Genomic DNA, 26,056 nt, shown 5'->3' on the forward strand with positions numbered 1-26,056 from the left:
GGGTGACCTCGACCAAGATCGTGATCGCCGGCGGGTTCGGCGTCGGCAAGACCACGCTGGTGGGGGCGGTCTCCGAGATCGTCCCGCTGCGTACCGAGGCGCTCGTCACCAACGCCAGCGACGGCGTCGACAACCTGGCTGCGACACCGCAGAAGGGCACGACCACCGTCGCCATGGACTTCGGGCGCATCAGCCTCGCCGACGACCTGGTGCTGTACCTGTTCGGTACCCCCGGTCAGCACCGGTTCTGGTTCATGTGGGACGACCTGATCCGCGGTGCGATCGGTGCGATCGTCCTGATCGACACGCGCCGGCTGGACGAGAGTTTCGCGGCGGTCGACTTCTTCGAGGCCCGGCAACTGCCGTTCCTCGTCGCGATCAACGAGTTCGACGACGCCCCGCGCTACCCCATCGAGGACATCCGTGCGGCCCTCGCGATCTCCGAGGACGTGCCGATCATCCCGATCGACGCGCGTGACCGGGAATCGGCGAAACGCGCACTGGTCGCGATCACCGAATACGCACTGACCAAGCTCCACACGGCCGCGTACTGAGGATTCGAAACATGTCGGACGACTTGCAGCACTTCTCCATGGGCACGTGGATCGTCGCCCTCGCCGCGGTCACGGCGTTCATCGGCGTCTTCGTCGGTATCGCCAGCGCCCGTAAGGCGGTGACCGCGCCGAACCCGAGGCAGCGGTACCTCTGGCTGGCCTGGGGTGCGCTGTCGATCGGCGGCATCGGCGCCTGGCTGCCGCACTACATCGCGATGGTCGGGTTCGAGGTCTACGGCAGCGTGGTGCGCTACGACGTCATGTGGATCGCGGTCTCGTTCGTGGTGCCCGTCGCGGCTGCCGCCGTGGCGTTGCTGATCATCAGCCCGCCGCCGACGAAGCACCGGCTGCCGAGTGCATCGGTGGAGATCGGCCGCCTCGCCGGCGGTGCGGTGCTCCTCGGTGTCGGCTTCACCGGAATGGACCTCGCGATCGTCTCGTCCCTCGAGATCCAGGGTTCGGTGAACTCCGACATCCTGCTGACGGCGGCATCGGCCGTGATCGGCCTGGTCGTCGGCGCCGGAATCATGTGGTCGATCTCGGCACTCGAATCCCGCACGCTGCGACTCGTGGCGTCGGCGGTCGTGGCGGCCGGGCTGGTGGCCATGCACTACACCGGCGTGTTCGGGCTGAGCGTCACCGTCGACCCGGCCGTGGCGCGCCCGGACGGACTCGAGGTGTTCTCGATCCTGTTCCCCGTCTTCGTGCTGGGCATGCTCGTGGTCACGATCCCGATCACCGCCCTGCTGATGGCGCCCGACCGCGTCGCCGCCGAGCTCGAACTCGAGGCCGAAATGCTCGCCGCCGAATCCCTCGCCGCCGAATCCCAGGGCAGGGAGCTCGAACTCCAATAGATCGGACGACTCCTGCAACACCGATTCATGGGCGCACCCGAGTCCTTCACCCTCACAGCTGACCTGCACCTATAGACTCGGGTGGTTGCGCGACGTCGTGCAGGACCGCGAGTCCGCGAGGAGACGTCAAGCCGAGTAGAAGAAGGAGCTCATGACCGACACAACGTTGCCGCCGGAGGGACCGGGGCACGACCGCATCGAGCCCGTCGACATTCAGCAGGAGATGCAGAGCAGCTACATCGATTACGCGATGAGCGTGATCGTGGGTCGTGCGCTGCCCGATGTGCGCGACGGCCTCAAGCCGGTGCACCGCCGCGTTCTGTACGCGATGTACGACAACGGTTACCGGCCCGATCGCGGTTATGTGAAGTCTGCGCGACCGGTCGCCGAGACGATGGGTAACTACCACCCCCACGGCGACGCCTCGATCTACGACACGCTCGTCCGCATGGCCCAGCCGTGGTCGCTGCGGTACCCGCTCGTCGACGGCCAGGGCAACTTCGGTTCCCGCGGCAACGACGGCGCCGCCGCGATGCGATACACCGAGTGCCGGCTCACTCCGCTGGCCATGGAAATGCTGCGTGAGATCGACCACGAGACGGTCGATTTCACCCCGAACTACGACGGTCGTACACAGGAACCGTCAGTTCTCCCCAGCCGTATCCCCAACCTGTTGATCAATGGTTCCGGTGGCATCGCCGTCGGTATGGCCACCAACATCCCGCCGCACAACCTGCGCGAGGTCGCCGAGGCCATCTACTGGGCGCTGGAGAACTGGGAAGCCGACGAGGAGTCCACCCTCACCGCGGTCATGGAACACGTGAAGGGACCCGACTTCCCGACGCACGGCCTGATCGTCGGAGGCCAGGGCATCCACGACGCCTACACCACCGGACGCGGGTCGGTCCGCATGCGCGGTGTGGTGGAGATCGAGGAGGACGCCAAGGGGCGCACCACCATCGTCATCACCGAGCTGCCGTACCAGGTGAACCCGGACAACCTGATCACGTCGATCGCCGAGCAGGTCCGCGACGCGAAGATCGCCGGCATCTCCGACATCCACGACGAGTCCTCGGACCGCGCGGGTATGCGCATCGTCGTCACCGTCAAGCGTGACGCGGTCGCGAAGGTCGTGCTCAACAACCTGTACAAGCACACCCAGCTGCAGACCAGCTTCGGCTGCAACATGCTGTCCATCGTCGACGGCGTGCCGCGCACCCTGCGTCTCGACCAGATGATCCGGCTCTACGTCGCCCACCAGGTCGAGGTCATCCGCAGGCGCACCGAGTACCTGCTCCGCAAGGCAGAGGAACGCGCTCACATCCTGCGCGGACTGGTGAAGGCGCTCGACGCCCTCGACGAGGTCATCGCGCTGATCCGGGCGTCGCAGACCGTCGACATCGCGCGGGCCGGCCTGATCGAGCTCCTCACCGTCGACGAGATCCAGGCCGACGCGATCCTCGCGATGCAGCTGCGCCGCCTCGCCGCCCTCGAGCGTCAGAAGATCATCGACGAACTCGCCGAGATCGAGCTGGAGATCGCCGACCTCAAGGACATCCTCGAGAAGCCCGAGCGTCAGCGCCGGATCGTCCGCGACGAGCTGAAGGAAATCGTCGACAAGCACGGCGACGACCGCCGGACCCGCATCATCGCGGCCGACGGGGACGTGGCCGACGAGGATCTGATCGCCCGCGAGGACGTCGTCGTCACGATCACCGAAACCGGCTACGCCAAGCGCACCAAGACCGACCTGTACCGCTCGCAGAAGCGCGGCGGCAAGGGCGTGCAGGGCGCCGGGCTGAAGCAGGACGACATCGTCTCGCACTTCTTCGTCAGTTCCACGCACGACTGGCTGCTGTTCTTCACCACGAAGGGCCGCGTGTACCGGGCCAAGGCGTACGAGCTGCCGGAGGCGAGCCGCACGGCCCGCGGACAGCACGTGGCCAACCTGCTCGCGTTCCAGCCCGACGAGCGGATCCAGAGCGTCATCCAGATCAAGACGTACGAGGACGCCCCCTACCTGGTTCTCGCCACCCGCAACGGTCTGGTGAAGAAGTCCAAGCTCACCGACTTCGACTCGAACCGCAGCGGCGGCATCGTCGCGATCAACCTGCGCGGCGAGGACGAACTGGTCGGCGCGGTGCTCTGCTCCTCCGACGACGACCTGCTGCTCGTCTCCGCGCAGGGGCAGTCGATCCGCTTCTCCGCCACCGACGAGGCGTTGCGTCCGATGGGCCGCGCCACGTCCGGTGTCCAGGGCATGCGGTTCAACGGCGACGACGAACTGCTGTCGCTCAACGTGGTGCGTGAAGGCACCTATCTGCTGGTGGCGACGTCGGGTGGCTACTCGAAGCGCACCGGTATGGAGGACTATCCGGTCCAGGGTCGCGGCGGAAAGGGCGTACTTACGATTCAGTACGACAGGAAACGTGGCACCCTGGTCGGAGCGCTCATCGTGAACGACGACGACGAGCTCTACGCGATCACGTCGGGCGGTGGCGTCATCCGCACCGCCGCCAAGCAGGTCCGCAAGGCCGGTCGGCAGACCAAGGGCGTTCGTTTGATGAACCTCGGGGAAGGCGACACCCTGCTCGCGATCGCGCGCAATGCCGACGAACCCGACGAACCCGACGACAACGCCGAGAGCAGCGGCAAAGGAGCTAAGGAGTCCTAGTGAGCACTCCCAACCAGCCAGGCAGTGACCGGCAGAACCCGGGTTCCGCCAACAAGGCGCCATCCGAGCAGCAGGCCTCCCGCACACCCGAGAACGGGTCGGCGCGACCGAACCCGCAGCAGGGTTCCGCGCCGCAGGGGCCGCAGGCGTCAGCCGGTCGTGGTCCCGCTCAGGCGGGGCCGGCTGCCCGGCCGGGCAGTGCTCCCGACGCGAGACCGGATCGGCAGGCTCCGGCCGATCCGGCCCGGTCTCCGTCGACGCCCCAGCATCAGGGTCCGCGTACGCAGACGCCGCAGGGCCGGTCCGTGCCGCCGCAGCAGGGTCACGCTCCGAATCAGCAGGCTCCCGGGCATCAGGGCCCGCCGCAGCAGGCGCCCGGCAACCGGGTCCCTGCGGGTGGTGCTCCCACCGAGGGTGCGCAGTCCATTCGGGGAAATCAGGCTCCGCCGTGGCAGCGTGGAATGCAGCGTGAGCCGCAGACCAATCTGAAGCGACCGGTGCAAGGCGGGGCCGGTGCCAAGCAGGCTCCGCGCCCGGAGGGTCAGCCGAACCCGGCCAACGGCGCGGCTGCAGCGGCCGCGGCGGGTGCCGCGGCAGCGAAGGCTCCCGGCGGCCAGGACGTCCAGAAGCCGCAGACCGCCCCGACGCAGAAGACGCCGCCCCAGAGCGCCCCCGCGCAGGGTCAGCGACCCCAGGGCGCGCCGAACTCGGGTGCTCCCACCCAGGCCGTGCCCACGCAGAAGGCGCCCGCACAGAACCCGTCGTCGCCGGCGAAGGGGCAGCCCGCGCCCAAGCAGGGGTCCGATCGCGCACCGTCCTCGACCGCGGCCACTGCAGCGGTCGGTGCGGTGTCCGGTGCAGCCGCGGCCGGTGCCGTGACGCAGCGGGAGGCAGCGAAGGCGAAGGCGTCCGCGATCGACGGACCCACCCGGCACATCAACCGGGACGCGCTCCCCAAGGACATGCCGGACCTGTCCGAGGCCAAGCACCCGTTGCCCGGGGCGGCGGCCACGGGTCAGCAGCCGAAGATCGCCGTGGCCCCGCAGCGGGTCGAGGAGGGCGAGGCTCTCCGGGCCACGGTGCAGGTCCGCAAGATCGATCCGTGGTCGACGCTGAAGATCTCGTCCGTCATCTCGGTGTCGCTGTTCTTCGTGTGGATGGTGGCCGTCGGTCTGCTGTACGTCGTCCTGGACGGGATGGGCGTCTGGGACCGGCTGAACAACGCATTCACCGATATCGTCGCGGAGTCGAGCTCTGAGGGGCTCGTGACGGCCGGGCAGGTCTTCGGATACGCCGCCGTCATCGGCCTCGCGAACATGGTGTTGTTCACCGCGCTGGCGACGATCGGCGCGTTCATCTACAACCTGTGTTCCGACCTCGTCGGGGGCGTCGAAGTGACGCTCGCCGACCGGGACTGAACGCGGAAAACGATGGGGGCTGAGCTGGGAAAAGAGCGTCTCGCCGGACCGGTTTTGGTAGTTGCCGGTCCGGTGGGGTAATCTTCCGACTCGGTTCAGGGAACTGTGCGAGATGAGTTTCCAGACTTCAGGGGCCTATAGCTCAGGCGGTTAGAGCGCTTCGCTGATAACGAAGAGGTCGGAGGTTCAAGTCCTCCTAGGCCCACTCCTGGTGCCGGTGAAAGGTCATTCGCATGAAGGTCCTCCTGTTTGTGGGAGCCGGAGTGCTGGTGGCAATCGGACTGTCCAAGTTGCTACGCGGCAACGAGGTGTGGCACGAGGTAACGGGGCCTTAGCTCAGTTGGTAGAGCGCTGCCTTTGCAAGGCAGATGTCAGGAGTTCGAATCTCCTAGGCTCCACAAGTACAAATACAGAACGGGGTGCCCCGGATTCGAAAGAGTCCGGGGCACACTGCTGTGCGGACCAGAGTTGGGTGAGGTTACCCTTACTTCATGACCGCACTCGATCCCGGAGCCCGTGAACGCCACGACCCGCGCAGCCGCGTCGCATCCCACCACCGGACCGGTGAGGGAACCGCACGAATCGGCTACCCGATCGGAGTCCGCACGGTCACGGTCCGTGCACGCGAGTACGTCACACCCCGCATGGTGCGTCTGACGATCGGGGGCCCCGGACTCGACGGCTTCCACACCTATCAGGCCGACGATCACGTCAAGGTCGTGTTCCCCGATCCGGACGGCACCCGCCGCGTGCCCGTGGTGAACGACGCGACGATGCTCGACTGGCCGCGACCGCTCCCGACCACGCGGAAATACACCGTCCGCCGCTACGACGCCGACGCCCGCGAACTCGACCTGGACTTCGTGCTGCACGAAGGCGGGCTCGCGTCCTCCTGGGCGACGACGGTCGCGATCGGCGACGAGGTGACCATCGCCGGACCGCCCGGCGCCAAGGCATTCGCCCACAACTTCGACCACTACGTCTTCGCGGTCGATTCCACCGCTCTGCCGGCGGTCGCGCGGTGGCTCGACGAGTCCCCGGCCGACGTCTCGGCGCACGTCGTGATCGAGACCGACGACGACGTCGAGCACGGTTACCCGCTGGCCGTGCGCGAGAAAGTGGACGTGACGTGGCTCGTTCGCGACGGCAGCGAGTCCACTCTCGCGTCGACGGTGCAGTCGCTGGTGCTGCCCGACGGCCGCTCCTTCCTGTTCGCGGCCGGCGAGGCGAATGACATCAAGTCTCTGCGCACGTGGAGTAGGGACCGGATGGATTCGCTGTTCACCGGATACTGGAAACGCGGAGTCGCCGGGCTGGACGACTGACCGGCCCTACACTCGCACCATGACCACGGTCCGGCCCGCACTCGCCCGCCGCGCGGCCGTCGCCGCGGTGATGCTCGGGATGCTGACGGCAGGCGGTGCTGCGCCCGCGAGTGCGCAGACCCGTCCACTGGAACCGATCGCCCTGGCGGTCTCGCTGCGTCTCTCGACGGCAGACACGGTGGCGGCGGCCAAGTGGGGCACGCCGTCACCGATCGACGATCCCGCGCGCGAAGCGCAGGTCCTGGGTGCGGTCGCCACGCAGGCGGCCGACGAGGGCCTGAGCGCGGGGCGGGTGCAGCAGATCTTCCGGGACCAGATCGAGGCCAACAAGGAGGTGCAGCGCGCCCTCTTCGCCTGGTGGAGCGTCGCGCCCGGCGGGGCACCGACCCTCCGGCCCGACCTGACGCAGGTCCGTCCGGTGATCGACCGCCAGAACACGGACATTCTCCTGCAGCTGCGCGAACAGGAGGCCGTGCTCGCGAGCTCGGGCTGCGTGCCCGCTCTCGTCGACGCCGCGGTCGCGGTGGCGGCCGAACAGCGCCTCGACCCGCTGCATCAGGCCACGCTGGCGCGCGCGCTCGTGTCGATCTGCGGGCCGGTCCGCGAATAACTGGCCGTTTCGCCATGGTCCGACAAAATATCGCCACCTAGACTGGGGACATGATCTCCAAGGTCGCGACGCTCCTCCTCGACCGTGTCTCGATGTTCGAGTTCGGGGTGGTCTGTGAAGTGTTCGGAATCGACCGCACCGAACACGGGGTTCCGCCGTTCGACTTCCGGATCTGCGGGATCCGTCCCGGCGAACCGCTCGCGTCGATCACGCCGGGGCTGACGCTGTCCGCCGGCTACGGGCTGGACTCCCTGCGCGACGCGGATCTCGTCGTGGTCCCGCCGCCGGGGGCACAGTCGGACTTCCCCGTGGAGGCGCTCGACGCGGTGCGCGCCGCCGCGGATGCCGGCGCCATCGTCCTCAGCCTGTGCTCGGGTGCGTTCCTGCTCGGCGACGCGGGACTGCTGGACGGGCGCAGGTGCACCACCCACTGGGAGTACGTCGAGGAACTGGCCGTCCGGTTCCCGACTGCGGTTGTCGACCCCGACGTCCTGTTCGTCGACGAAGGCAACCTCGTCACCAGTGCGGGCACCGCGGCCGGAATCGACGCCTGCCTGCACGTGGTGCGTCGCGAGCTCGGTTCCACCGTCGCCAACACGATCGCCCGCAGAATGGTCGTTCCGCCGCAACGCGACGGGGGGCAGCGCCAGTTCATCGAGCAACCGGTGGTTGCGTGCACGTCGGACAGCCTGAGCGAGACGATGGCGTGGATGAGCGAAAATCTCGAGCTGCCGCACACGGTCGACGAACTCGCGGCCCGCTCGTCCATGTCGACGCGCACGTTCGCGCGCAAGTTCGCGGCCGAGACGGGCACCACCCCCGTGAAGTGGCTGACGACGCAGCGGATCCTCTACGCGCAGCAGCTACTCGAGGGCACCGACCTCGGCCTCGAGGCGATCTCGAGACGCAGCGGATTCGGGTCGGGCGCGCTTCTGCGCCACCACTTCAACCGGGTGGTCGGCGTCGCGCCCGCCGACTATCGGCGCCGGTTCGGCTGCAACACGGCCGAACTCATGCAATGAACGTGCCGATGGCCGGGTTCGCCTGGCAGATCGGGCTGCTGCCGAAGTTGATCGATCCGAACGCCGTCGCCACCACGTTCCCGACGCCGGTATTCACCGTCGCGGACAGGAAGGGGTAGACGCCGCCGAGGTTCACGATCCCCGAACGTCCGCTGTCGGTGTTGACCCAGGCCACGGTGACCTGCGCGGCTGCCGGGATCGGTGGCGCGGCCGGGCGTGACTCGAAGCGGATGTCGCCGTCGGCGATGGGCGGTGACGCCTCCGGCCCGGACTGTCCGGTGAGCGCCGTCAACGACATCAGGCTGCCCTGGTTCGGACATCCGATGGTGAGGGCGGGTCCGCCGAAGGGGTGGGGTGGGTCGGCGCCGGCGGGGCCGGCCGTCAGCACAGCCGCGGTGGCGGCGATCGGAAACGTGACGACGGCAATGCGGTGGACGATACGTCTGGCGGTCATGTCTGCTCCTCGGAACGGATCCTGGCGCTGGTGCGCATCTGCCTGCGGGGTACCCCTGGTACAAGCCGTGAAACGAAGACAGGACAGCAGGACGGTTGTCCACCTAGGATTCCCAGATGCCGGAGACCGCGCCTTCCGTCCCCTCCCGATTGCGGGACACGGCCGTGCGCTACGCGCGGTCGCTCCACCCCGTCGGCCTCGCGTTCGCGTTGCTGTTCTTCGTGTGGTCGATGTCGCCGTCGTTGCTGCCCCGACCGTGGTACCTGCAGGCGGTGGCGACGGGCATCAGCCTGGCCACCGGCTACGCCATCGGATGCTTCGTGTCCTGGGTGGTGCGCAAGTGCGGGGTCGAACCGAAGTTCTCGCCGAAGACCCGGCGGATCGGGTGGTGGACCCTGCTGGGTGCCGCCGTGATCCTCGTTCCCACCTTCCTGGTGCTGGGATCGTGGTGGCAGCAGATCGTCCGCGATCTGGTCGGCGCCGAGCGCGCGAACCGCTCATACTACCTGCTGATCCTCGTGATCTCGTTCGCCGTCGCGGCGCTGCTGCTGGCCGCGGGCCGGGGACTCCGCACTGCCGCGCGGCGGCTGACCGCCGTCGGATTGCGCTACGTACCTGCGCCGGTCGCGAAGATCGCGAGCGTCGTCGTGCTGCTCGCCGTCCTGTTCTTCGTCGTCAACGGCGCGCTCTACGCAGGTCTGCTCGCCCTCGCCAACGGCAGCCTCGCCGCAGCCGACCACGACACGGCCGCAGGCGTCACCCAGCCCACCGCCCCGGAACGGTCGGGCTCACCGGACTCGGCGGAACCCTGGGATTCACTGGGCAAGGAGGGGCGCACGTTCGTCGCCGGTGGTCCGTCGGCGGAAGACATCACCGCCCTCACCGGGCGTCCGGCGCTCACACCGATCCGCGCATACGCGGGCCGCGACTCCGCAGGCACCGTCGAGGAGGTCGCGGACCACGTGGTGGCCGAACTGAAACGCACCGGCGCCTACGACCGCGCGGTCCTGGCCGTCGCCACGACGACCGGTCGCGGCTGGGTCAACCAGGACGTCGCGTCCTCGCTCGAGTACCTGAACGACGGCGACACCGCCATCGCGTCGATGCAGTACTCGTTCCTCCCGAGCCCACTCGCGTTCATCGCCGACCGGGAGACACCGATGGTGGCGGGCCGGGCGCTGTTCGAGGCCGTCTACGCCGAATGGGCTGCGCTGCCGCAGGAGTCGCGGCCGAAACTGGTGGTGTTCGGCGAGAGCCTCGGTTCGTACGGGGGACAGGCCGCGTTCGTCGGCGGCCAGGACATGCTGGCCCGCGTCGACGGCGCACTGTGGGTGGGAACGCCCAACTTCACCGAACAGTGGACCCGGATTACCGAGAACCGTGACCCCGGCTCGTTCCAGCGGGTCCCGGTGATCGAGGACGGCACCGGAATCCGCTTCGCCGCAGAGCCCACCGATCTCGAGCTCGACGGTCCGTGGGGCGACAGCCGGGTGGTCTATTGGCAGCACGCCGGCGATCCCATCACCTGGTGGTCGTTCGACCTCCTGCTGAACCGCCCCGACTGGCTGCGCGAGCCACACGGGCCGGACGTGGACCCCGGAATGCGGTGGATCCCGTTCGTGACGTTCTGGCAGGTCACCCTCGACATGGTGTTCTCGGCGGACGTTCCCCCCGGTCACGGGCACAACTACGGGGAGGACGCCGTCGACATGTGGGCCGCGATCCTGCAGCCGCCCGGCTGGACGCCGGACGACACCGAGCGGGCGCGCGCCCTACTGGCCGGGGAGTGACGGGTCAGTTGGCGTGAGGGGCTTCGTCGCCGTGGGCGGCGTGGGCTCCTGCGAGTTCGGGCTGTCGATGTCGCGCAGGTTCGGGGGAGCGGACGCGACGCGCGGCTGCTCGCGGCGGCGGCTCTTGACGAACACCGCGCCCCCGGCGATGGCGGCACCGACCAGGACGACGATCGCGATGCGACGTCCCTTTCGCGACTTCTTCTCCTCGACCGGTGCCACAGCCGTGGTCAGGGGACGAACGACATCCTGGGCGACCTTCTTCACCGGCACGGTCCGGGCGCGTTCGTAGCCCTTCTTGGCCAGCGAGGCCCCCTGACGGCCGAGGAACAGACTGAGCTGGCCGGCGCCGCGGGCCGTCGCGAGTGCCGCCGAGCGTGCGTAACGCCGCGCCTGATCGACAGCCTCGGATTCCTTGACGCGGGAAGCCGAATCCTCGACGTGGGCCAGAGCGGTCTCGACTCGCTCGGAGACCTGCTCCTGCAGGGTCTCGGCGCGTTCGGTCGGAAGCAGATTCGTGAGGGACTCCGTCGCTCGTGTCATGTCCCCACTTTGTCACAAGAACCGGGAGCACGAACCGATCCGAAGTACTCGAGTCACCGCGGCGGAACCACACGGAACCCCACAATGGCAACATGGTGGTGTGACTTCACCTCATCAGACCGCAACCGCAACGCTGCACACCAACCGCGGCGACATCAAGATCGCGCTGTTCGGCAACCACGCGCCCAAGACCGTCGAGAACTTCGTCGGCCTGGCCGACGGTTCGAAGGACTACAGCACCGCCAACGCCGGTGGCACCGACTCCGGACCGTTCTACGACGGCGCCGTCTTCCACCGCATCATCGACGGATTCATGATCCAGGGCGGCGACCCCACCGGCACCGGCGCCGGCGGCCCGGGCTACAAGTTCGGCGACGAGTTCCACCCGGAACTGCAGTTCGACCGCGCATACATCCTGGCCATGGCGAACGCAGGCCCGGGAACCAACGGTTCCCAGTTCTTCATCACCACCGGCCCGACGCCGCACCTCAACCGCCGCCACACCATCTTCGGTGAGGTCGTCGACGAGGAGTCGAAGAAGGTCGTCGACGCCATCTCGACCACCGCCACCGATCGTGCGGACCGTCCGCTCGAGCCGGTCGTGATCAACAGCGTCACCATCGCGTAGGGAACCGCAGCATATGACCAACCCCGGCTGGGGCGGTGCCGCGAACGAGGGCACTCCGCCCCAGCCGCGGTGCGTCCGCCACCCCGATCGTCCCACTGCACTGGCGTGCAATCGGTGCGGCCGTCCCGCGTGCCCCGAATGCCTGCGCGAAGCGGCCGTCGGCTACCAGTGTGTCGACTGCGTCGCCGCCGGACAGCGTGATGTCCGACCGGTCCGCAACGTCGCCGGTGCCGTGACCACGCGGCGTGCGGCACCGCTGGTGACGTACATCCTGATGGCCGCGAACGTCGGCATCTTCCTGATCACCGCGGCGCAGTCCCGCAGCATCATGCAGAACCAGGCCGGGTCGAAGCTCTTCGCGGACTGGGCGCTGTTCCCACCCGCTGTCGTGGACGGGCAGATCGTCCGCGTGCTCGGCAGCGGATTCCTCCACTTCGGCATCATTCACCTGGCCGTCAACATGTTCGCGCTGTGGGTGATCGGCCGCGACACCGAACTGGTCCTCGGGCGCGCCCGCTACGCCTGCGTCTACTTCGCGTCGCTGCTCGGCGGTTCCGCCGCGGTGATGCTGTTCCAGCTCGGCGCGGTCACCGCGGGTGCGTCGGGCGCCGTCTTCGGACTGATGGGCGCGCAGGCCGTCATCCTCCTGCGGCTGCGACGCAGTCCCGCACCGGTGATCTCGGTGATCGCCATCAACGTGATCATCAGCATCACGATCCCCGGCATCTCACTGTGGGGGCATCTCGGTGGCCTGGTCGCCGGGGCCGCGGCCACCGCGGGAATCCTCTACGGGCCCCAGCTGCTGGGCGCCGGGAACAACCGGGAGAAGGCCGTCACCGTCGGCTGGGTCTGCCTCGGCGTCGTGGTGCTGGTGCCACTGGCCGTCATCGCGGTCCGCACCCTGCAGCTCCGCGCGAGCTTCGGCTACTGACCCCGGCCCACCAGACGGTGCACCGCGAGGGCATCGAACACGTCCTCCGGATTGGTGCCGAGATCCCAGCGGCCGAAGATCAGGAGGCGTTCGGTGCCGTCCTCGGTGCGGACGTCGATCTCGAGCATCGGCACGCGGCGTCCCAGCCGGGGATAGCGCACCAGCCGCGCGCGGTCGATCTGCGAGCGGGCATACCCGTGGCGGCCCGTCAGCCGGTTCACCACGATCCCGCCGCCCTCCTTGTCGACGGCGAGGCGCGGGCGTTGCCGGAGCGCCGACGCGGCGGTCAGCAGCAGCCCGACGGCGGCGACGCACACCAGGACACGGCCCGCCGGCTCCGTCGACACCACAAGTCCCGCGACCCCCAACGCGACTCCGCCCGCAGCGAGAGCGATCACCGCACCGAGTGGCGTCGACCACTCCAACGGTGCCTCGTCAGCAGACATCAGCACTCGACCTGCGGCTATCCACAGGGGTTGTCCACATTGGGGATGAATGACATGGGTGTAATTGTGATCCTCAACGCCAGCGCATCGTCATGATCAGACCGACCACCATGAAGCCGAATCCGATGAGGAAGTTGTAGGCACCGAGGTTGTTCATCCACTCGAGCTGGTCGGCGGCCAGGTAGTAGACGAGCAGCCACACCAGCCCGACCAGCATGAACCCGAGCATCACCGAGACGTACAGGGTGCTCGAGGGGCCGGCCTTCACCTTCACCGGGGTGCGGCTCGCAGGGTTGATCGTGTAATCGGTCTTCTTTCGGACCTTCGACTTCGGCATGACGTCCTCGTTCGTGCGGCTCTGCGGGAATGTGGGCAGGTAGATTCGGAAATACCTGCGTGTGTACACGCTAACGTAGCCGCGATTCGCGCGGCGAGGACGAGGGGACGGAAACACCGGTGACCAGGTCGATCTTCTGGCGGATCGCGGTGCTGGTGGTGTGTCTCGTGGCCGGTCTGCTGGTGGCCACCACCCGTCAGGCGTCGCACGGCAACGAGATCCGCGCCGGCGATTCGACCCGGCTGTCCGACCTCGTGCGGAACGCGCAATCCGAGACCGACCAGGTAGCCGCGACCCGCGACCGGCTGGCGGCGCAGGTCGAGTCGCTGCAGCAGGACGCCGCGGCATCCGACAGCGGTGTCGCGAAGACGCTCGCCGACACGAAGGCGCTCGCCACGGATGCCGGACTCACACCGATGACCGGTCCCGGCGTCACCGTCACACTCACCGACGCCCCCCGCGACGCGGACGGTAAATACCCCGTCGACGCGTCGCCGGACGATCTCGTCGTCCACCAGCAGGACGTCCAGAGTGTGCTGAACGCGCTGTGGGTCGGCGGTGCCGAGGCGATCAGCATGCAGGACCAGCGGATTGTGAACACGTCCGCGCCGCGCTGCATCGGCAACACCCTGCTGCTGCACGGCCGCACCTACAGCCCGCCCTACGTGATGTCGGCGATCGGTGATCCCGCGCGACTGGAGGCGGCACTCGCCAACGAACCCGGAATCCGGGTGTTCAAGCAGTACGCGACGCGGTTCAAGCTCGGCTACTCGGAGGCGGCGTCCGGCCAATTGACCGTCCCCGGCTACGCGGGCCACTGACCTGAACGGTCCCCGGCCGCGCAGCGCACGAGGCAGGCAGAATACCCTGCTTCCATGAGGATCCTCGTCGTCGACAACTACGACAGCTTCGTGTTCAACCTGGTCCAGTACCTCGGACAGTTGGGAACACGGGCGGTGGTCTGGCGCAACGACGATCCGAACCTCACCGGGCCCGACGCGATCGCGGCGGCAGCGGCCGACTTCGACGGCATCCTGCTGAGCCCCGGCCCCGGCACACCGCAGCGCGCCGGCGCGACGATGGACCTGGTCACGGCATGCGCCGCCGCGAAGACACCGCTCCTCGGGGTGTGCCTCGGCCACCAGGCGATCGGGGCCGCGTTCGGCGCCACCGTCGACCGGGCACCCGAACTCCTGCACGGGAAGACCAGCGTCGTCCACCACACCGGCGAGGGCGTTCTCGCGGGTCTGCCCGACCCGTTCACCGCCACGCGCTACCACTCGCTGACCGTTCTGGAAGACACCATCCCGGACGAACTCGAAGTCACCGCGCACACCGACAGCGGCATCGTCATGGCGATGCGGCACCGGGAACTGCCGATCCACGGCGTCCAGTTCCACCCGGAGTCCGTGCTCACCGAGGGCGGGCACCGCATGCTCGCCAACTGGCTCACCGTCTGCGGCGAAGCCCCGAAGGAGTCCCTCGTCGCCACCCTCGAGGACGAGGTCGCGCAAGCATTAGGCGCGTAGCACCCGTGGGGCGTTAAGGTAGCTAAAACCAACACAAATGCGCACCGGCGGCGGGGCCGCCAACCCCCGGGTGCCTCCCGCGTCCCCCCCCTCGTGGCGGTGGTCGCCCATGATTTGGGCGGTTACCACCCGTGCGCCTTTCTGGTAGCTACAGCAACCAGAAAGGCGCACGGGCGGCGGAGCCGCCTACCGCGGGATGCCCAGCGCGCCGACACCGACCGAGACGACACCGTTCTTGGTGATCTCCGATCCCGGCGGTTGTTCCTGGCTGATGACCTTGCCGACCATCTCCGGGTCCAGGGTGGACGTCTGCGTCTGATTCAGTGAGGCCGACGACCCGCTCCAGCCGGCGCTGCGCAGCGCAGCGAGCGCCTGCGACACCGTCTTGCCGGTCAGGTCCGGCATCTCGATGTTGTTGCCGTTCGACACCCGGATCTGAATGGTGTCGCCCTTGGCGGCGGTGGAGCCGCCGACGGGATCGGTGGACACGACCTGGCCCTTCGGAACACCGGAATCGATGTTCTGGATCTGCACCTTGAAGCCGGCGCCCTCGATGTTCGCCTGCGCGACCTCGACCTTCTGGCCGGTCACGTCGGGGATGCGGATCTGCTCCGGCCCGGTGCCCAGCGTGACGGCGACCTCGGAGTCGAGGGAGATGCTCGCCCCGGAGGACGGGTTCTGTTCGATCACCTTGTCGACGTCGGACACGTCCGAGGGTGCGCGGGCGACTGCGGTGTCGAGCCGCAGACCCACCGCGTTCAGTTCCTGCTGCGCTTCCTGCTGGGTGAGGCCGTCGAGCCGCGGGACCTTCACCTGTTCGGGGCCCGACGACACCTCGAGGGTGATCGTGCTGCCCTCGTCCACCTGCACCCCGCCGACGGGCCGGGTGGTGATGACGTTGCCGGTCGCCACGACGGCGTCCGGTTTCTGCTGGCGGGCGACGCGGAATCCGAGGTTCTGCAGCGTCGTCTCGGCGTCGTCCGCGGCCTGGTTCGTGACATCCGGCATGGTCACCTGATCGGCCTTCGAACCCGGTCCCACGGACCACAGGAATGCGCCGACGATGCCGACGACGATGAGGGCGCCCAGCGCCATCAGCGCCACCCGCATCGGGTTCTTCTTCTTGTCGGGCTCGCCGCCGTCCGTCTTCGAGGCGGTGGCCGGGGAGGGTGACTGCGGGCGCCGGTAGTTCCCCGCGCCGGAGTCGACGGCACCGAGGATCGTGGTGCGGTCTTCGTCGCTCATGACCATCGGCGCGCTGGGGCGCTGCCCGCCGAGCACCCGGACCAGGTCGCTGCGCATGTCCGCGGCGGTCTGGTAACGGTTGGCGGGGTTCTTGCTCATCGCCTTGAGGATCACCGAGTCGAGCTCACGCGGAATGTCCGGGTTGACCGCGGACGGTGTCTGCGGGTCTTCCCTCACGTGCTGGTACGCGACCGCCACCGGGGAGTCACCCTTGAACGGGGGTTCGCCGGTGAGGATCTCGAACAGCACGCACCCGAGCGAGTACACGTCGGAGCGGGCGTCGACCTGCTCGCCGCGGGCCTGCTCGGGCGACAGGTACTGGGCGGTGCCGATGACGGCTGCCGTCTGCGTCATGGGGCTGGACGCGTCGGAGATCGCTCGCGCGATGCCGAAGTCCATCACCTTCACCGCACCCGCACGGTTGATCATCACGTTGGCGGGCTTCACGTCGCGGTGCACGATGCCGTTGCGGTGGCTGAAGTCGAGGGCCGCGCACACATCCGAGATGACTTCCATCGCGCGCCGCGGCGCCATCGGGCCCTCGCCGCGCACGATGTCCCGCAACGTGTCCCCGTCGACGTATTCCATCACGATGTACGGCAGCGGTCCGGCCTCGGTTTCCGCCTCGCCGGTGTCGTAGACGGCCACGATCGCCGGATGGTTCAGCGCCGCCGCGTTCTGCGCCTCGCGACGGAACCGCAGGTAGAACGTGGGGTCGCGGGCCAGGTCGGCGCGCAGGACCTTGATCGCGACATCACGGCTGAGTCGGACGTCACGGGCGAGGTGGACCTCGGACATGCCACCGAAGCCGAGAATCTCACCCAGCTCGTAGCGTGAGGAGAGGTTGCGCGGTGTCGTCATGGCAGTCCTTGTGGGGTCGGAGTAGCTGACTCCTCCGACGTGGTCGTCGTGGTCGTCGTCGTGGGTGCGGTAGTGGTCGTGGTGGTGGTAGTCGTCGTCGGCTCTGTCGTCGTCGTGGTCGTCGGGGCGGTCGTCGTGGTCGTCGGCGGCTCGGTGGTGGTCGTCGTGAACGTCGGCTCGGTGGTGGTCGTCGGTTCCTCGGTCGTCGTGGTCGTCGTCGGCCGCGGTGTCGTCGTGATCGTCCGTAGCGAGGATGTGATCGCCGGGGACGTCGGTTCCTTCGTGTCACCGCCGTCGAACACGACGAGCGCGAGCGCGATGATCGCCGCCAGCAGGAGCAGACCGCCCGCACCCCAGGCCACTGCCTTCTGGCCGCTGGTCAGACCCTTCTTCTTGCCGTCGCCGTTCGAGTCGTCGGGAGGCACCTGCCCGGTCACCGGTCCCGCGTACGCGGACTGTGACGGCGGCATCATCTGGGTGGCACCGGTCATCGGCGGTGGCAGCACCCGCGACGTCCCGGTTCCCGCCGCGCCGGGCGGCGGGGGTCGCCGGCCGGCCCGGACCGCCGCGACCGCGTCGGCGAACTCGCCACCACTGGCGTAGCGGGTGCTCGGATCCTTCGTGATGGTGATGTCGATGAGTTCGCGGATGTTCGGCGGCAGGTCGTTCGGCAACGGCGCCGGCGCCTCCTGCACGTGTTTCATCGCGACGGTGATCGCCCCGTCACCAATGAACGGGCGACGTCCCGACAGTGCCTCGTAGCCGACGATGCCGAGCGAGTACACGTCGCTGGCCGCGGTTGCGTCCTGTCCGAGGGCCTGCTCGGGGGCGATGTACTGCGCGGTGCCCATCACCATGCCGGTGCGCGTGATCGGCGAGTTCTCCACGGCCTTCGCGATGCCGAAGTCGGTGATCTTCACCTGACCGGTGGGGGTGATCAGGATGTTGCCCGGCTTCACGTCGCGGTGCACGACTCCGGCGTCGTGCGCCACCTGCAGCGCCCGGCCGGTCTGCTCGAGCATGTCCAGGGCGTGCGGCACCGCGAGACGGCCCACCCGCGCGAGGACGGCGTTGAGCGGCTCACCGTTGACGAGTTCCATCACCAGGTAGGCGGTGGAATCGCCGGTGGCGTCGCGGACCTCGCCGTAGTCGTAGATTCCGGCGATGCCGGAATGGTTCAGTTGCGCAGTGGTGCGTGCCTCGAAGCGGAAACGTTCGACGAACTCCGGGTCGGACGAGAACTCGGACTTCAGCACCTTCACCGCGACACGACGGTTGAGCCGGTTGTCCGTCGCTTCCCAGACCTGTCCCATTCCGCCCGTGGCGATGAGCCGGATCAGGCGGTATCGATTGGCGATCAGCGCGCCGTTGTTCAGTGCCACAATCAGCCCCCTTGTAGTCCGGCTGCGATGACGGCACGGCCGATAGGTGCAGCCACCGAGCCGCCGGTTGCGGCCAGTGCACGATCTCCGCCGTCCTCGACGATGACCGCGATGGCCACGGTCGGGTTCTGGGCGGGTGCGAATCCGATGTACCAGGCGTGGGGCGGGGTATTCCGAGGGTCGGTCCCGTGCTCGGCGGTGCCCGTCTTGGACGCGATCTGGACGCCCGGGATCTTGCCTGCGCCGCTGGTGTTGTTCTCGGAACCGACCATCAGGTCGGTCAGCGTCGCCGCCACCTGGGACGACATCGCCTGGCCTTCGGACACCGGGTTGGTGGTCGCGAGGTTGGACAGGTCCGGCCCCTGCAGTTCCGACACCAGTTGCGGTTGCATCCGCACGCCACCGTTGGCGACGGTAGCCGCGATCATCGCGTTCTGCAGCGGAGTGAGCGCCACGTCCCGCTGGCCGATGCTGCTCTGGCCGAGCGCGGCGTCGTCGGGGATCGACCCGATCGTGCTGTCCGCGACGGGGAACGGGACGCCGGGCATCTGCCCACCGATGCCGAGCGCGCTGGACTGGTCGCTGACGGCGTCGGTGCCGGTCTTGACCCCGAGTTCGACGAACGCCGTGTTGCAGGACCGCGCGAACGCTTCACGCAGAGACGCGGTCGGGGCGGCGCCACAGGTGGAGCCGTTGTAGTTCTCGAGCGTCGTCGACGTGCCGGGAAGGGTGATCTGCGGTGCCGCGGTGAGCTGGGTGTCGGGGGTGGTTCCGGCGGCGAGCGCGGCGGCGGTCACCACCACCTTGAACGTGGAACCGGGCGGGTACGTCTGCGACACCGCGCGGTTGATCAGCGGCTTCTCCGGGTCGGCGTTCAGGGCCTCCCACGCCTGGGTGGTCTCGGTGCCGTCGTGGCTGGCGAGCGAGTTGGGGTCGTAGCTCGGGGTGCTGACCATCGTCAGGATGCGTCCGGTGCTCGGCTCGATCGCGACGACCGAACCGGTGTAGCCCTTCGCCGTCAGCTCGTCGTACGCCACCTGCTGCATGACCGGGTTGATGGTGGTCACCACGTTGCCGCCGCGCGGGTCGCGCCCGGACACGAGGTCGAAGAAGCGACGCCCGAACAGCCGGTTGTCGGAACCGTTGAGGACCGGGTCCGCGGCCCGCTCGAGACCGGTGCTGCCGTACTGCATCGAGTAGAAACCGGTGACCGGTGCGTTGGCCAGCGGGCTGGACGGTGCTGCCGGGTTGGGCGGGTAGGTGCGCAGGTACTTGTAGCGGTCGTCGGTCGGAACGGACGCCGCGAGCACCTGGCCGGCCGCCGAGATCTGGCCGCGCTGGCGCGAGTACTCGTCGAGCAGCACGCGCGAGTTCCGCGGATCGGCCCGCAGATTGTCCGCCTTGATGACCTGGACGTAGGTGGCGTTGGCGAGGAGGGCGACCACCATCACCATGACGGCGATCGCGACGCGACGCAGAGGTGTGTTCATGAGCGCGGCACCATCTCGGTCGGGGCGTCGGCGATGGGTGCGGGGCCCTTCTTCTTCGGGACGGCCGGCTCACGGGCGGCGTCTGAGATTTTGATCAGGATCGCGAGAAGGAGATAGTTGGCGAGCAGTGACGACCCACCGTACGACATGAACGGCGTGGTCAGGCCGGTGAGCGGGATCAGTTTGGTGACGCCGCCGACCACCACGAACACCTGCACGGCGATCGTGAACGACAGACCGGCCGCGAGGAGTTTGCCAAAACTGTCGCGGACGGCCAGCGCGGTGCGCAGACCGCGGATGACGAGGATCAGGAACAGCATCAGGACGGCGGCGAGACCGATGAGACCGAGTTCCTCACCGATCGTGGCGACGATGAAGTCCGTCTTCGCGAACGGCACCTGGGCGGGCCGTCCGCTGCCGAGTCCCGTTCCGGCAACGCCACCGGTCGCCAGCCCGAACAGCGACTGCGAGATCTGGTAACCGGTGTTGTTGTAGTCGGCCAGCGGGTCGAGCCAGGTGCTGACGCGGACCCGGACGTGGCCGAACAACTGGTACGCGAAGAAGAAGCCGATGCCGAGCAATCCGACACCGATCAGCAGCCACCCGACGCGTTCGGTGGCGATGTAGAGCATCACCAGCACGGTGCTGAACAGCAGCAGCGACGTGCCGAGATCCTTCTCCAGCACTAGCACGCCCACCGACACCATCCACGCGACGAGGATGGGTCCGAGGTCGCGGGCGCGGGGCAGGTCGATGCCGAACACGTGCTTGCCCGCGGTGGTGAACAGGTCGCGTTTCGCGACGAGGACGGAGGCGAAGAAGATGATCAGCAGGATCTTCGCGAACTCGCCGGGCTGAATGCTGAAGCCGGGGAGGCGGATCCAGATCTTCGCGCCGTTCACCTCGGAGAAGCTCGACGGCAGGATTGCCGGGATGGCGAGGAACACCAGTCCGGCGAGCCCCAGCGTGTAGCTGTAGCGGGCCAGGAGGCGGTAGTCCTTGAGCAGCACCAGCACGCCCACGAAACCGGCGATGGCCAGCGTCGTCCACAGCACCTGCTGGTTGGCGTCCGGCGACGGGACGGGCAGCCCGAAGTAGGCGGCGGACTGTGCGTCGGCGAGGTCGAGTCGGTGGATCAGCACCAGTCCGAGGCCGTTGAGCAGCGCGACGATCGGCAGGATCAGCGGGTCGGCGTACGGTGCGAACCGGCGCACCGCGAGATGCGCGATCAGGAACAGCGCCGAATAGGCGGCGGCGTACTTGGCCAGGTCCCAGGTGATGCTCTGTTCCTGGCTGGCCTCGACCAGCACCAGCGAGATCGTCGTGATCAGGATCGCGAAACCGATGAGGATCAGCTCGGTGCCCCGGCGCGTCGACTGGACGGGGGCTGGCGCGAACCCGCCGGGTGGACTGGGAAACTGCGCCCCCGGTGATGCACTTGCGACCGACATCAGCTAGCCGTCCTGCAGTTCTGACCGGGAACCTGGGTCACGGTCGGCGCCGGGGTGGCGGTCGGAGTCGGGGGTGTGGTCGGCACCGGAGCGGGCGGCACCTCGGCGGGGGGCGCAGGCGCGGGCGGCGGCGTGGTCTCGGGGGCGGGGGCCGGAGTCGGTGCGGGCGTCGGTGCCGGGGTGGTCGTCGTAGTGGTGGACGACTCCGACTCGCAGACCGGAAGCAGATCGTTCTGGGCGAGGCGCGTCATCTGGTTGCGGACGTCGTCGAGCTTGCCCGACGGCAGCCCGGCACGCACCTGCTCGCGGGCGGACGGCTGGAGGTCGTCGACCTCGAGGATGGTGCACCCGTTCGGTGATTCGGTCGGCGACATCAACGTCAGGTCGCCGGCATCGCTGACACAGCCGACGAGATTCGCTTCCTGCAGCGAGTAACCCAGCACCGAACCGGGAACTCCGCGCAGCACGGTGACGCGTTCGCCGTCGGCGCCGACGTAGTAGTTGTTGCGGACCAGAGCCCGCCCCACGAAGGCAGCGACGGCGACCACGACGATCAGACCGAGCGCGAGTGCAGCCCACCACATGCGGTGACGCTTCTTCTTCGTCGGCGGTTCCTCGACCTGCGGGACGACCCGCTTCGGCGTGGCACGCGGCGGACGCATCGCGGCGGCGCGGCCCGCGGCCGTGTTGGGCGGCGGTGTGTCCTCTTCGTCGTCGGCGGAGGCGGCGCCGGCGACGATGGGGTGGCTCTGCCCGTAGTCGAGGTCGATGACGTCCGCGACGACGACGGTCACGTTGTCGGGGCCGCCGCTGCGCAGGGCCAGTTCGATGAGCCGGTCGGCGCACTCGTCCTGCGAGCCCTCCCGCATCGTGTTCTCGATCGTCTCGTCGCTGACCACGTCCGACAGTCCGTCGGAGCACAGCAGGTAACGGTCGCCTGCGCGAGCCTCGCGGACCGTCAGCGTCGGCTCGATCTCGTTGCCCGTGAGGGCGCGCATGATGAGCGACCGCTGCGGGTGGGTGTGCGCCTGCTCGGCGGTGATCCGTCCCTCGTCGACGAGGGACTGCACGAACGTGTCGTCCCGGGTGATCTGCGCGAGGGAGTCGTCGCGGAGCAGGTAGGCCCGGGAGTCGCCGATGTGGACCAGCCCGAGCTTGTTGCCGGAGAACAGGATTGCGGTGAGCGTGGTGCCCATGCCGTCGAGTTCGGGATCCTCCTCGACGTGGTCGGCGATGGAGTCGTTGCCCTCCCGGGTGGCGGCCTCGAGCTTGCCGAGAAGGTCTTCGCCGGGCTCGTCGTCGTCGAGATGCGCGAGGGCCGCGATCATCAACTGTGACGCGACCTCACCGGCCGCGTGACCGCCCATGCCGTCCGCGAGCGCCAGCAGGCGGGCACCGGCGTAGACGGAATCCTCGTTGTTGGAACGGACAAGGCCACGGTCGCTGCGGGCGGCATAGCGGAGTACGAGGGTCACGGGCGCAACTCGATTACCGTTTTGCCGACCCGTACGGGGGTACCGAGCGGCACGCGGACAGATGTGGTGACCTTGGCGCGATCCAGGTACGTGCCGTTGGTCGAGCCGAGGTCTTCGACGTACCAGTCGGCACCTCGCGGGGAGAGCCGAGCGTGGCGGGTGGAGGCGTAGTCGTCGGTGAGGACGAGCGTGGAGTCGTCGGCCCGGCCGATGAGGACGGGCTGGGTGCCGAGGGTGATGCGCGTGCCGGCGAGGCCGCCCTGCGTCACCACCAGATACTTGGCCGTCTTGGTCTTCCCCAGCGACGGCAGCACGTTGCCGCTGCGCGAATATCGGGGCGGCACACGGACGCCGGAGCCGGCGTAGATGTCGCCGCGCAACGCCCGCAGAACGGTCCAGACGAACAGCCACAGCAGAAGCAGGAACCCTGCTCGTGTGAGTTGCAGAATCAAACCTTGCACGGCAGTCCACCTCCTTCTGTGGCTGGAACGTTCGAGGTTCCAGCGTCTTTTTCTGGCAGCATCATATGGGCAACCCGCACCCTGCGATCAGGATACGGACAGCCCACAACGATACGGAGTCCCCACCGTGTTACGTCCGACACGGGCTCCGACGCGGTGTCGGTCCAGTATCGAAGCCGTCTCGGTTGTGTCTCGGCGAGGGAGGTCGGGGTCGGGTATCGGCGGAACCTACTCGGAGTCCTAACTCGGTGGTGCCTCAGAGGATTCGGACCAGGATCTCCGAATGACCCGCCCGGATGATGTCTCCGTCGGCCAGCTGCCAGTCCTGCACGGGGGCACCGTTGACGGTGGTTCCGTTGGTGGAGCCGAGGTCGGACAGCATTGCGACCTGTCCGTCCCAGCGAATGTCGATGTGACGGCGCGACACACCGGTGTCGGGCAGGCGGAACTGCGCCTCCTGGCCGCGGCCGATGATGTTGTTGCCCTCACGCAGCTGGAAGTGGCGTCCGCTGCCGTCCTCGAGCTGCAGCGTCGCCGTGAACGTGTGACCGTCGGGCGCGTAGGCCTGCTGGCCGTAACCGCCCTGGTCGTAGTCGGCGTAGCCCTGCTGGTCGTACGCCTGCTGGTCGTAACCGCCCTGCTGGTAGCCGCCGCGGTCGTAACCCTGGTCGTAGCCCTGCGGCTGCTGGTAGCCGGCCTCGGCGTAGGAACCGTCCGGGTAGCGTGCGGGAGCCGCCGGCTGCTCGTAGGCCTGCTGGTCGTAACCCTGCTGGTAGCCGCCCTGCTGGTAGTCGTAGCCCGCGTCCGCGGGCTGGTCGTAGCCGGGAGCCTGCGCGCCCTGGTCGTACGCCTGACCGTAGGCAGCGTTCTGGGGGTACCCGCCGCCCTGGTCGTCGGGGTACTGCTGCTGGTCGTAGCCGCCCTGCTGGTAGCCGCCGCGGTCGTAACCGTTCTGGTGGCCCTGTGGGTACCGCTGGTCCTGACCTGCATGGGCATGACCGTTGCGCGCGTACTGCGGGTCGGGATTGCGGTTGCCCGCTGGTTCGCGGCTGGGGTCGTAGCCTGAGTTCTGCGTCATGGGGCCAGCTCCTGGATTCGACGTGACGGGTACAAACGGTGCCTGTGGTCGCGGTTCGGGACCGCGTGGCGGTTCGGGTCGCCCCGGCGTGGCCGCACCTGGTCGGCCGGCATCCGGATCCACCGAACCCCGGGTGCGGAACTGCCCGGTGTGCAGTGAGGGCGACGGTTCGAACGCGACATGAATGGGACCATACGTCTGCCAGCCCTGGTCGCGAATGAAGTCTTCGAGGTGTCGGGCGAAGGCCTTGACCGTCAAGTCTCTGTCGGCGGCAAGTTCTTCGTGGTCCGAGTTGTTGATGGCGATGACATAGCTGTTCGGAGCGAGCAGGTGCCCACCGTCCAACTGCTGGATTCGGTCGGAGGCTTCCTGCTGAAGCGCGGCCTCCACCTCCTGCGGCACCACGCCACCGCCGAAGACCCGGGCGAACGCGTCACCCACGGCTCCCTGGAGCTTCCGCTCGAAACGTTGAACTATCCCCATCGGAACCTCCTCACGGTGCCTGGCTGTCGGGTCTTCTGTCCTCGGTGCGCGTGGCTGCGACAAGACATGTCCGTGTCGCGCCACTGCCGTGCGCGTAGCCCACGGTACTGTCATTGCCTCGGGCCACGACACGGGTCTACGCCATTGCATGATATCGGTCTTTGCCTGGACGGGTGTTTTTGTGGCCGTTTCGGGTCCTGACCTGTACGAATCGTGATTTCTGGCGACCCCGTGTTAATGTTTCCGGGTCGCTCGGGCGAGTGGCGGAATGGCAGACGCGCTGGCTTCAGGTGCCAGTGTCCTTCGGGACGTGGGGGTTCAAGTCCCCCTTCGCCCACCACAAGCGATTCTTCGGAATCGCGACATCGAGGCCACGAACTCCACGAGTTCGTGGCCTTTGTGTTTTCCCGCAAGGGTGATGCATCCACACCCCAGGGTGGCTACCGGGCGCACCGTCGCAGCCCGACGATGGAGTAGAAGCCTCGTCGCGAACCTCCGGCCTTTCCGGACCCGCACCCGTCCTCTCGGCGGTCCGTGACGAATGACTCGAGTGTGAACCTGCCGTCCGGCTTCTTCCGTTGGGTTTCTGCGAACGTCGAGAGTGGGTTGTGTATGAGCGTCAGCCAGGTCCGGGCCACGAGCTCGGCGAATGTCGGTGAGTATGTCGGTTCCGTCGCGACGGCGGTGGGCGCCCTGTCGGTCGACTGGTGGTGCACCCCCGCTTTCGACGCGGTCGTGACCCTTTCCTGCGAGATCCCCTACTACCGCGGCCGGAAGGCCGTTCTGGCCTGGAACCGCCACTTCGGGTGGTCGCTCGGGGTCCACGGACTCACCCAGGGGAACGTGCTGGTGGTCGAAGGGCTTGGGTTGGGGCCGGCGCCGGATCCCGCGCACTGCTCCGATCGGGTCGCCGAGTTGCTCACCGAACTCGCCGACTGGGCACCCCGGCGGTCCGCCGACGGGCCGTCCCCGCGCATCGTGCACGGCCCGCATGCACCGACCGGGTAACCATAAT

The 26,056-nt window shown here is 68.2% G+C and carries 24 protein-coding genes and 3 tRNA genes; 16 read left to right on the forward strand and 11 right to left on the reverse strand.

Features of this window, described 5'->3' with window-relative positions:
- The first annotated feature begins 2 nt into the window (after positions 1 to 2).
- From ACFWAY_RS30485 to ACFWAY_RS30525, 9 genes are all read left to right on the forward strand, one after another.
- Positions 3 to 554: an ATP/GTP-binding protein gene (locus ACFWAY_RS30485; RefSeq protein ID WP_005249094.1), complete on the forward strand. Its 552-nt coding sequence runs from the start codon at positions 3 to 5 to the stop codon at positions 552 to 554.
- Between the two features lie 11 nt (positions 555 to 565).
- Positions 566 to 1,408, forward strand: a complete 843-nt coding sequence (locus tag ACFWAY_RS30490) for an MHYT domain-containing protein (protein WP_378513193.1) — start codon at positions 566 to 568, stop codon at positions 1,406 to 1,408.
- 151 nt (positions 1,409 to 1,559) lie between these two features.
- A complete protein-coding gene (gene gyrA, locus ACFWAY_RS30495) occupies positions 1,560 to 4,082 on the forward strand; it encodes a DNA gyrase subunit A (protein ID WP_378456319.1) in 2,523 nt (840 codons plus the stop codon).
- A complete protein-coding gene (locus tag ACFWAY_RS30500; protein WP_378513194.1) occupies positions 4,082 to 5,500 on the forward strand; it encodes a DUF3566 domain-containing protein in 1,419 nt (472 codons plus the stop codon). Before gyrA ends, ACFWAY_RS30500 begins: the two co-directional genes overlap by 1 nt.
- Before the next feature lie 131 nt (positions 5,501 to 5,631).
- A tRNA-Ile gene (locus ACFWAY_RS30505) sits at positions 5,632 to 5,705 on the forward strand.
- Between the two features lie 120 nt (positions 5,706 to 5,825).
- Positions 5,826 to 5,898: transfer RNA gene (locus ACFWAY_RS30510), tRNA-Ala, on the forward strand.
- A gap of 93 nt (positions 5,899 to 5,991) precedes the next feature.
- Positions 5,992 to 6,825, forward strand: coding sequence for a siderophore-interacting protein (locus ACFWAY_RS30515; protein ID WP_378456321.1), 834 nt, complete (start codon positions 5,992 to 5,994; stop codon positions 6,823 to 6,825).
- Between the two features lie 19 nt (positions 6,826 to 6,844).
- Positions 6,845 to 7,435, forward strand: a complete 591-nt coding sequence (locus tag ACFWAY_RS30520) for a chorismate mutase (RefSeq protein ID WP_378513195.1) — start codon at positions 6,845 to 6,847, stop codon at positions 7,433 to 7,435.
- A gap of 50 nt (positions 7,436 to 7,485) precedes the next feature.
- The gene (locus ACFWAY_RS30525; protein ID WP_378456323.1) at positions 7,486 to 8,457 is read left to right on the forward strand and encodes a helix-turn-helix domain-containing protein; all 972 of its coding nucleotides are present in this window, start codon (positions 7,486 to 7,488) and stop codon (positions 8,455 to 8,457) included.
- On the opposite strand, the gene ACFWAY_RS30530 is transcribed toward ACFWAY_RS30525, so the two are convergent.
- The gene (locus tag ACFWAY_RS30530; RefSeq protein WP_378456324.1) at positions 8,447 to 8,911 is read right to left on the reverse strand and encodes a hypothetical protein; all 465 of its coding nucleotides are present in this window, start codon (positions 8,909 to 8,911) and stop codon (positions 8,447 to 8,449) included. The two genes, ACFWAY_RS30525 and ACFWAY_RS30530, sit on opposite strands and share 11 nt — an antisense overlap.
- A 116-nt stretch (positions 8,912 to 9,027) precedes the next feature.
- On the opposite strand from ACFWAY_RS30530, the gene ACFWAY_RS30535 reads away from it, so the two are divergent.
- A complete protein-coding gene (locus tag ACFWAY_RS30535) occupies positions 9,028 to 10,701 on the forward strand; it encodes an alpha/beta hydrolase (RefSeq protein ID WP_378513196.1) in 1,674 nt (557 codons plus the stop codon).
- On the opposite strand, the gene ACFWAY_RS30540 is transcribed toward ACFWAY_RS30535, so the two are convergent.
- Positions 10,684 to 11,244, reverse strand: coding sequence for a hypothetical protein (locus tag ACFWAY_RS30540; RefSeq protein ID WP_378456326.1), 561 nt, complete (start codon positions 11,242 to 11,244; stop codon positions 10,684 to 10,686). The two genes, ACFWAY_RS30535 and ACFWAY_RS30540, sit on opposite strands and share 18 nt — an antisense overlap.
- 100 nt (positions 11,245 to 11,344) lie before the next feature.
- Here ACFWAY_RS30540 and ACFWAY_RS30545 point away from each other — a divergent pair, with 100 nt between their 5' ends.
- Together ACFWAY_RS30545 and ACFWAY_RS30550 are read left to right on the forward strand one after the other, a co-directional pair.
- Positions 11,345 to 11,872 (forward strand): peptidylprolyl isomerase, encoded by a 528-nt coding sequence (locus ACFWAY_RS30545; protein WP_378456327.1) that lies wholly within the window; start codon positions 11,345 to 11,347, stop codon positions 11,870 to 11,872.
- 13 nt (positions 11,873 to 11,885) lie between these two features.
- Complete coding sequence (locus ACFWAY_RS30550) at positions 11,886 to 12,803, forward strand: rhomboid family intramembrane serine protease (RefSeq protein ID WP_378456328.1); 918 nt, start codon at positions 11,886 to 11,888, stop codon at positions 12,801 to 12,803.
- Here ACFWAY_RS30550 and ACFWAY_RS30555 read toward each other — a convergent pair.
- The gene (locus ACFWAY_RS30555; RefSeq protein WP_378456329.1) at positions 12,797 to 13,255 is read right to left on the reverse strand and encodes a PH domain-containing protein; all 459 of its coding nucleotides are present in this window, start codon (positions 13,253 to 13,255) and stop codon (positions 12,797 to 12,799) included. The genes ACFWAY_RS30550 and ACFWAY_RS30555 overlap by 7 nt on opposite strands.
- 67 nt (positions 13,256 to 13,322) lie before the next feature.
- The gene (gene crgA / locus ACFWAY_RS30560; RefSeq protein ID WP_005249082.1) at positions 13,323 to 13,586 is read right to left on the reverse strand and encodes a cell division protein CrgA; all 264 of its coding nucleotides are present in this window, start codon (positions 13,584 to 13,586) and stop codon (positions 13,323 to 13,325) included.
- 119 nt (positions 13,587 to 13,705) lie between these two features.
- Between crgA and ACFWAY_RS30565 the strand changes: the two genes are divergently transcribed.
- Together ACFWAY_RS30565 and ACFWAY_RS30570 are read left to right on the forward strand one after the other, a co-directional pair.
- On the forward strand, positions 13,706 to 14,407 hold the full coding sequence (locus ACFWAY_RS30565) for a DUF881 domain-containing protein (RefSeq protein ID WP_378456330.1): 702 nt from the start codon (positions 13,706 to 13,708) through the stop codon (positions 14,405 to 14,407).
- Positions 14,408 to 14,461: 54 nt separating this feature from the next.
- Positions 14,462 to 15,115 (forward strand): aminodeoxychorismate/anthranilate synthase component II, encoded by a 654-nt coding sequence (locus tag ACFWAY_RS30570; protein WP_378513197.1) that lies wholly within the window; start codon positions 14,462 to 14,464, stop codon positions 15,113 to 15,115.
- A gap of 186 nt (positions 15,116 to 15,301) precedes the next feature.
- Here ACFWAY_RS30570 and pknB read toward each other — a convergent pair whose 3' ends face one another.
- From pknB to ACFWAY_RS30605, 7 genes are all read right to left on the reverse strand, one after another.
- Positions 15,302 to 17,221 (reverse strand): Stk1 family PASTA domain-containing Ser/Thr kinase, encoded by a 1,920-nt coding sequence (pknB, locus tag ACFWAY_RS30575; RefSeq protein WP_378456332.1) that lies wholly within the window; start codon positions 17,219 to 17,221, stop codon positions 15,302 to 15,304.
- Positions 17,218 to 18,603 (reverse strand): protein kinase, encoded by a 1,386-nt coding sequence (locus ACFWAY_RS30580; protein WP_378456333.1) that lies wholly within the window; start codon positions 18,601 to 18,603, stop codon positions 17,218 to 17,220. The genes pknB and ACFWAY_RS30580 overlap by 4 nt, the downstream gene beginning before the upstream one ends.
- A gap of 2 nt (positions 18,604 to 18,605) precedes the next feature.
- Complete coding sequence (locus tag ACFWAY_RS30585) at positions 18,606 to 20,093, reverse strand: penicillin-binding transpeptidase domain-containing protein (RefSeq protein ID WP_378456334.1); 1,488 nt, start codon at positions 20,091 to 20,093, stop codon at positions 18,606 to 18,608.
- Entirely contained in the window at positions 20,090 to 21,544 is a 1,455-nt protein-coding gene (locus tag ACFWAY_RS30590) for an FtsW/RodA/SpoVE family cell cycle protein (RefSeq protein ID WP_378456335.1), read from the reverse strand. The genes ACFWAY_RS30585 and ACFWAY_RS30590 overlap by 4 nt, the downstream gene beginning before the upstream one ends.
- Entirely contained in the window at positions 21,544 to 23,019 is a 1,476-nt protein-coding gene (locus tag ACFWAY_RS30595) for a PP2C family protein-serine/threonine phosphatase (RefSeq protein ID WP_378456336.1), read from the reverse strand. The genes ACFWAY_RS30590 and ACFWAY_RS30595 overlap by 1 nt, the downstream gene beginning before the upstream one ends.
- Positions 23,016 to 23,480 carry an FHA domain-containing protein gene (locus ACFWAY_RS30600; RefSeq protein WP_005249074.1) on the reverse strand — a complete coding sequence of 155 codons (465 nt, stop codon included), beginning with the start codon at positions 23,478 to 23,480 and terminating at the stop codon, positions 23,016 to 23,018. Before ACFWAY_RS30600 ends, ACFWAY_RS30595 begins: the two co-directional genes overlap by 4 nt.
- 256 nt (positions 23,481 to 23,736) lie before the next feature.
- Positions 23,737 to 25,041, reverse strand: a complete 1,305-nt coding sequence (locus tag ACFWAY_RS30605) for a DUF3662 and FHA domain-containing protein (protein WP_378513198.1) — start codon at positions 25,039 to 25,041, stop codon at positions 23,737 to 23,739.
- A 254-nt stretch (positions 25,042 to 25,295) separates the two neighbouring features.
- On the opposite strand from ACFWAY_RS30605, the gene ACFWAY_RS30610 reads away from it, so the two are divergent.
- Both ACFWAY_RS30610 and ACFWAY_RS30615 read left to right on the forward strand, forming a co-directional pair.
- Positions 25,296 to 25,381: transfer RNA gene (locus ACFWAY_RS30610), tRNA-Leu, on the forward strand.
- A gap of 272 nt (positions 25,382 to 25,653) precedes the next feature.
- Positions 25,654 to 26,049 (forward strand): DUF6292 family protein, encoded by a 396-nt coding sequence (locus ACFWAY_RS30615; RefSeq protein ID WP_378456338.1) that lies wholly within the window; start codon positions 25,654 to 25,656, stop codon positions 26,047 to 26,049.
- Positions 26,050 to 26,056: the final 7 nt, after the last annotated feature.

It is taken from the genome of Rhodococcus sp. NPDC059968 (genome assembly GCF_042738615.1).
In the GTDB taxonomy this organism is placed as follows: Bacteria; Actinomycetota; Actinomycetes; order Mycobacteriales; family Mycobacteriaceae; genus Rhodococcus_F.

Excerpts from the sequence above, each read along its gene's own strand:
- ACFWAY_RS30490 (WP_378513193.1), top strand. The coding sequence starts at position 566 with ATGTCGGACGACTTGCAGCACTTCTCCATGGGCACGTGGATCGTCGCC.
- ACFWAY_RS30515 (WP_378456321.1), top strand. The coding sequence starts at position 5,992 with ATGACCGCACTCGATCCCGGAGCCCGTGAACGCCACGACCCGCGCAGC.
- ACFWAY_RS30585 (WP_378456334.1), bottom strand. The coding sequence starts at position 20,093 with ATGAACACACCTCTGCGTCGCGTCGCGATCGCCGTCATGGTGATGGTG.
- pknB (WP_378456332.1), bottom strand. The coding sequence starts at position 17,221 with ATGACGACACCGCGCAACCTCTCCTCACGCTACGAGCTGGGTGAGATT.
- ACFWAY_RS30590 (WP_378456335.1), bottom strand. The coding sequence starts at position 21,544 with ATGTCGGTCGCAAGTGCATCACCGGGGGCGCAGTTTCCCAGTCCACCC.
- crgA (WP_005249082.1), bottom strand. The coding sequence starts at position 13,586 with ATGCCGAAGTCGAAGGTCCGAAAGAAGACCGATTACACGATCAACCCT.
- ACFWAY_RS30520 (WP_378513195.1), top strand. The coding sequence starts at position 6,845 with ATGACCACGGTCCGGCCCGCACTCGCCCGCCGCGCGGCCGTCGCCGCG.
- ACFWAY_RS30615 (WP_378456338.1), top strand. The coding sequence starts at position 25,654 with ATGAGCGTCAGCCAGGTCCGGGCCACGAGCTCGGCGAATGTCGGTGAG.
- ACFWAY_RS30540 (WP_378456326.1), bottom strand. The coding sequence starts at position 11,244 with ATGACACGAGCGACGGAGTCCCTCACGAATCTGCTTCCGACCGAACGC.
- ACFWAY_RS30535 (WP_378513196.1), top strand. The coding sequence starts at position 9,028 with ATGCCGGAGACCGCGCCTTCCGTCCCCTCCCGATTGCGGGACACGGCC.
- ACFWAY_RS30530 (WP_378456324.1), bottom strand. The coding sequence starts at position 8,911 with ATGACCGCCAGACGTATCGTCCACCGCATTGCCGTCGTCACGTTTCCG.
- gyrA (WP_378456319.1), top strand. The coding sequence starts at position 1,560 with ATGACCGACACAACGTTGCCGCCGGAGGGACCGGGGCACGACCGCATC.
- ACFWAY_RS30605 (WP_378513198.1), bottom strand. The coding sequence starts at position 25,041 with ATGGGGATAGTTCAACGTTTCGAGCGGAAGCTCCAGGGAGCCGTGGGT.
- ACFWAY_RS30525 (WP_378456323.1), top strand. The coding sequence starts at position 7,486 with ATGATCTCCAAGGTCGCGACGCTCCTCCTCGACCGTGTCTCGATGTTC.
- ACFWAY_RS30550 (WP_378456328.1), top strand. The coding sequence starts at position 11,886 with ATGACCAACCCCGGCTGGGGCGGTGCCGCGAACGAGGGCACTCCGCCC.
- ACFWAY_RS30570 (WP_378513197.1), top strand. The coding sequence starts at position 14,462 with ATGAGGATCCTCGTCGTCGACAACTACGACAGCTTCGTGTTCAACCTG.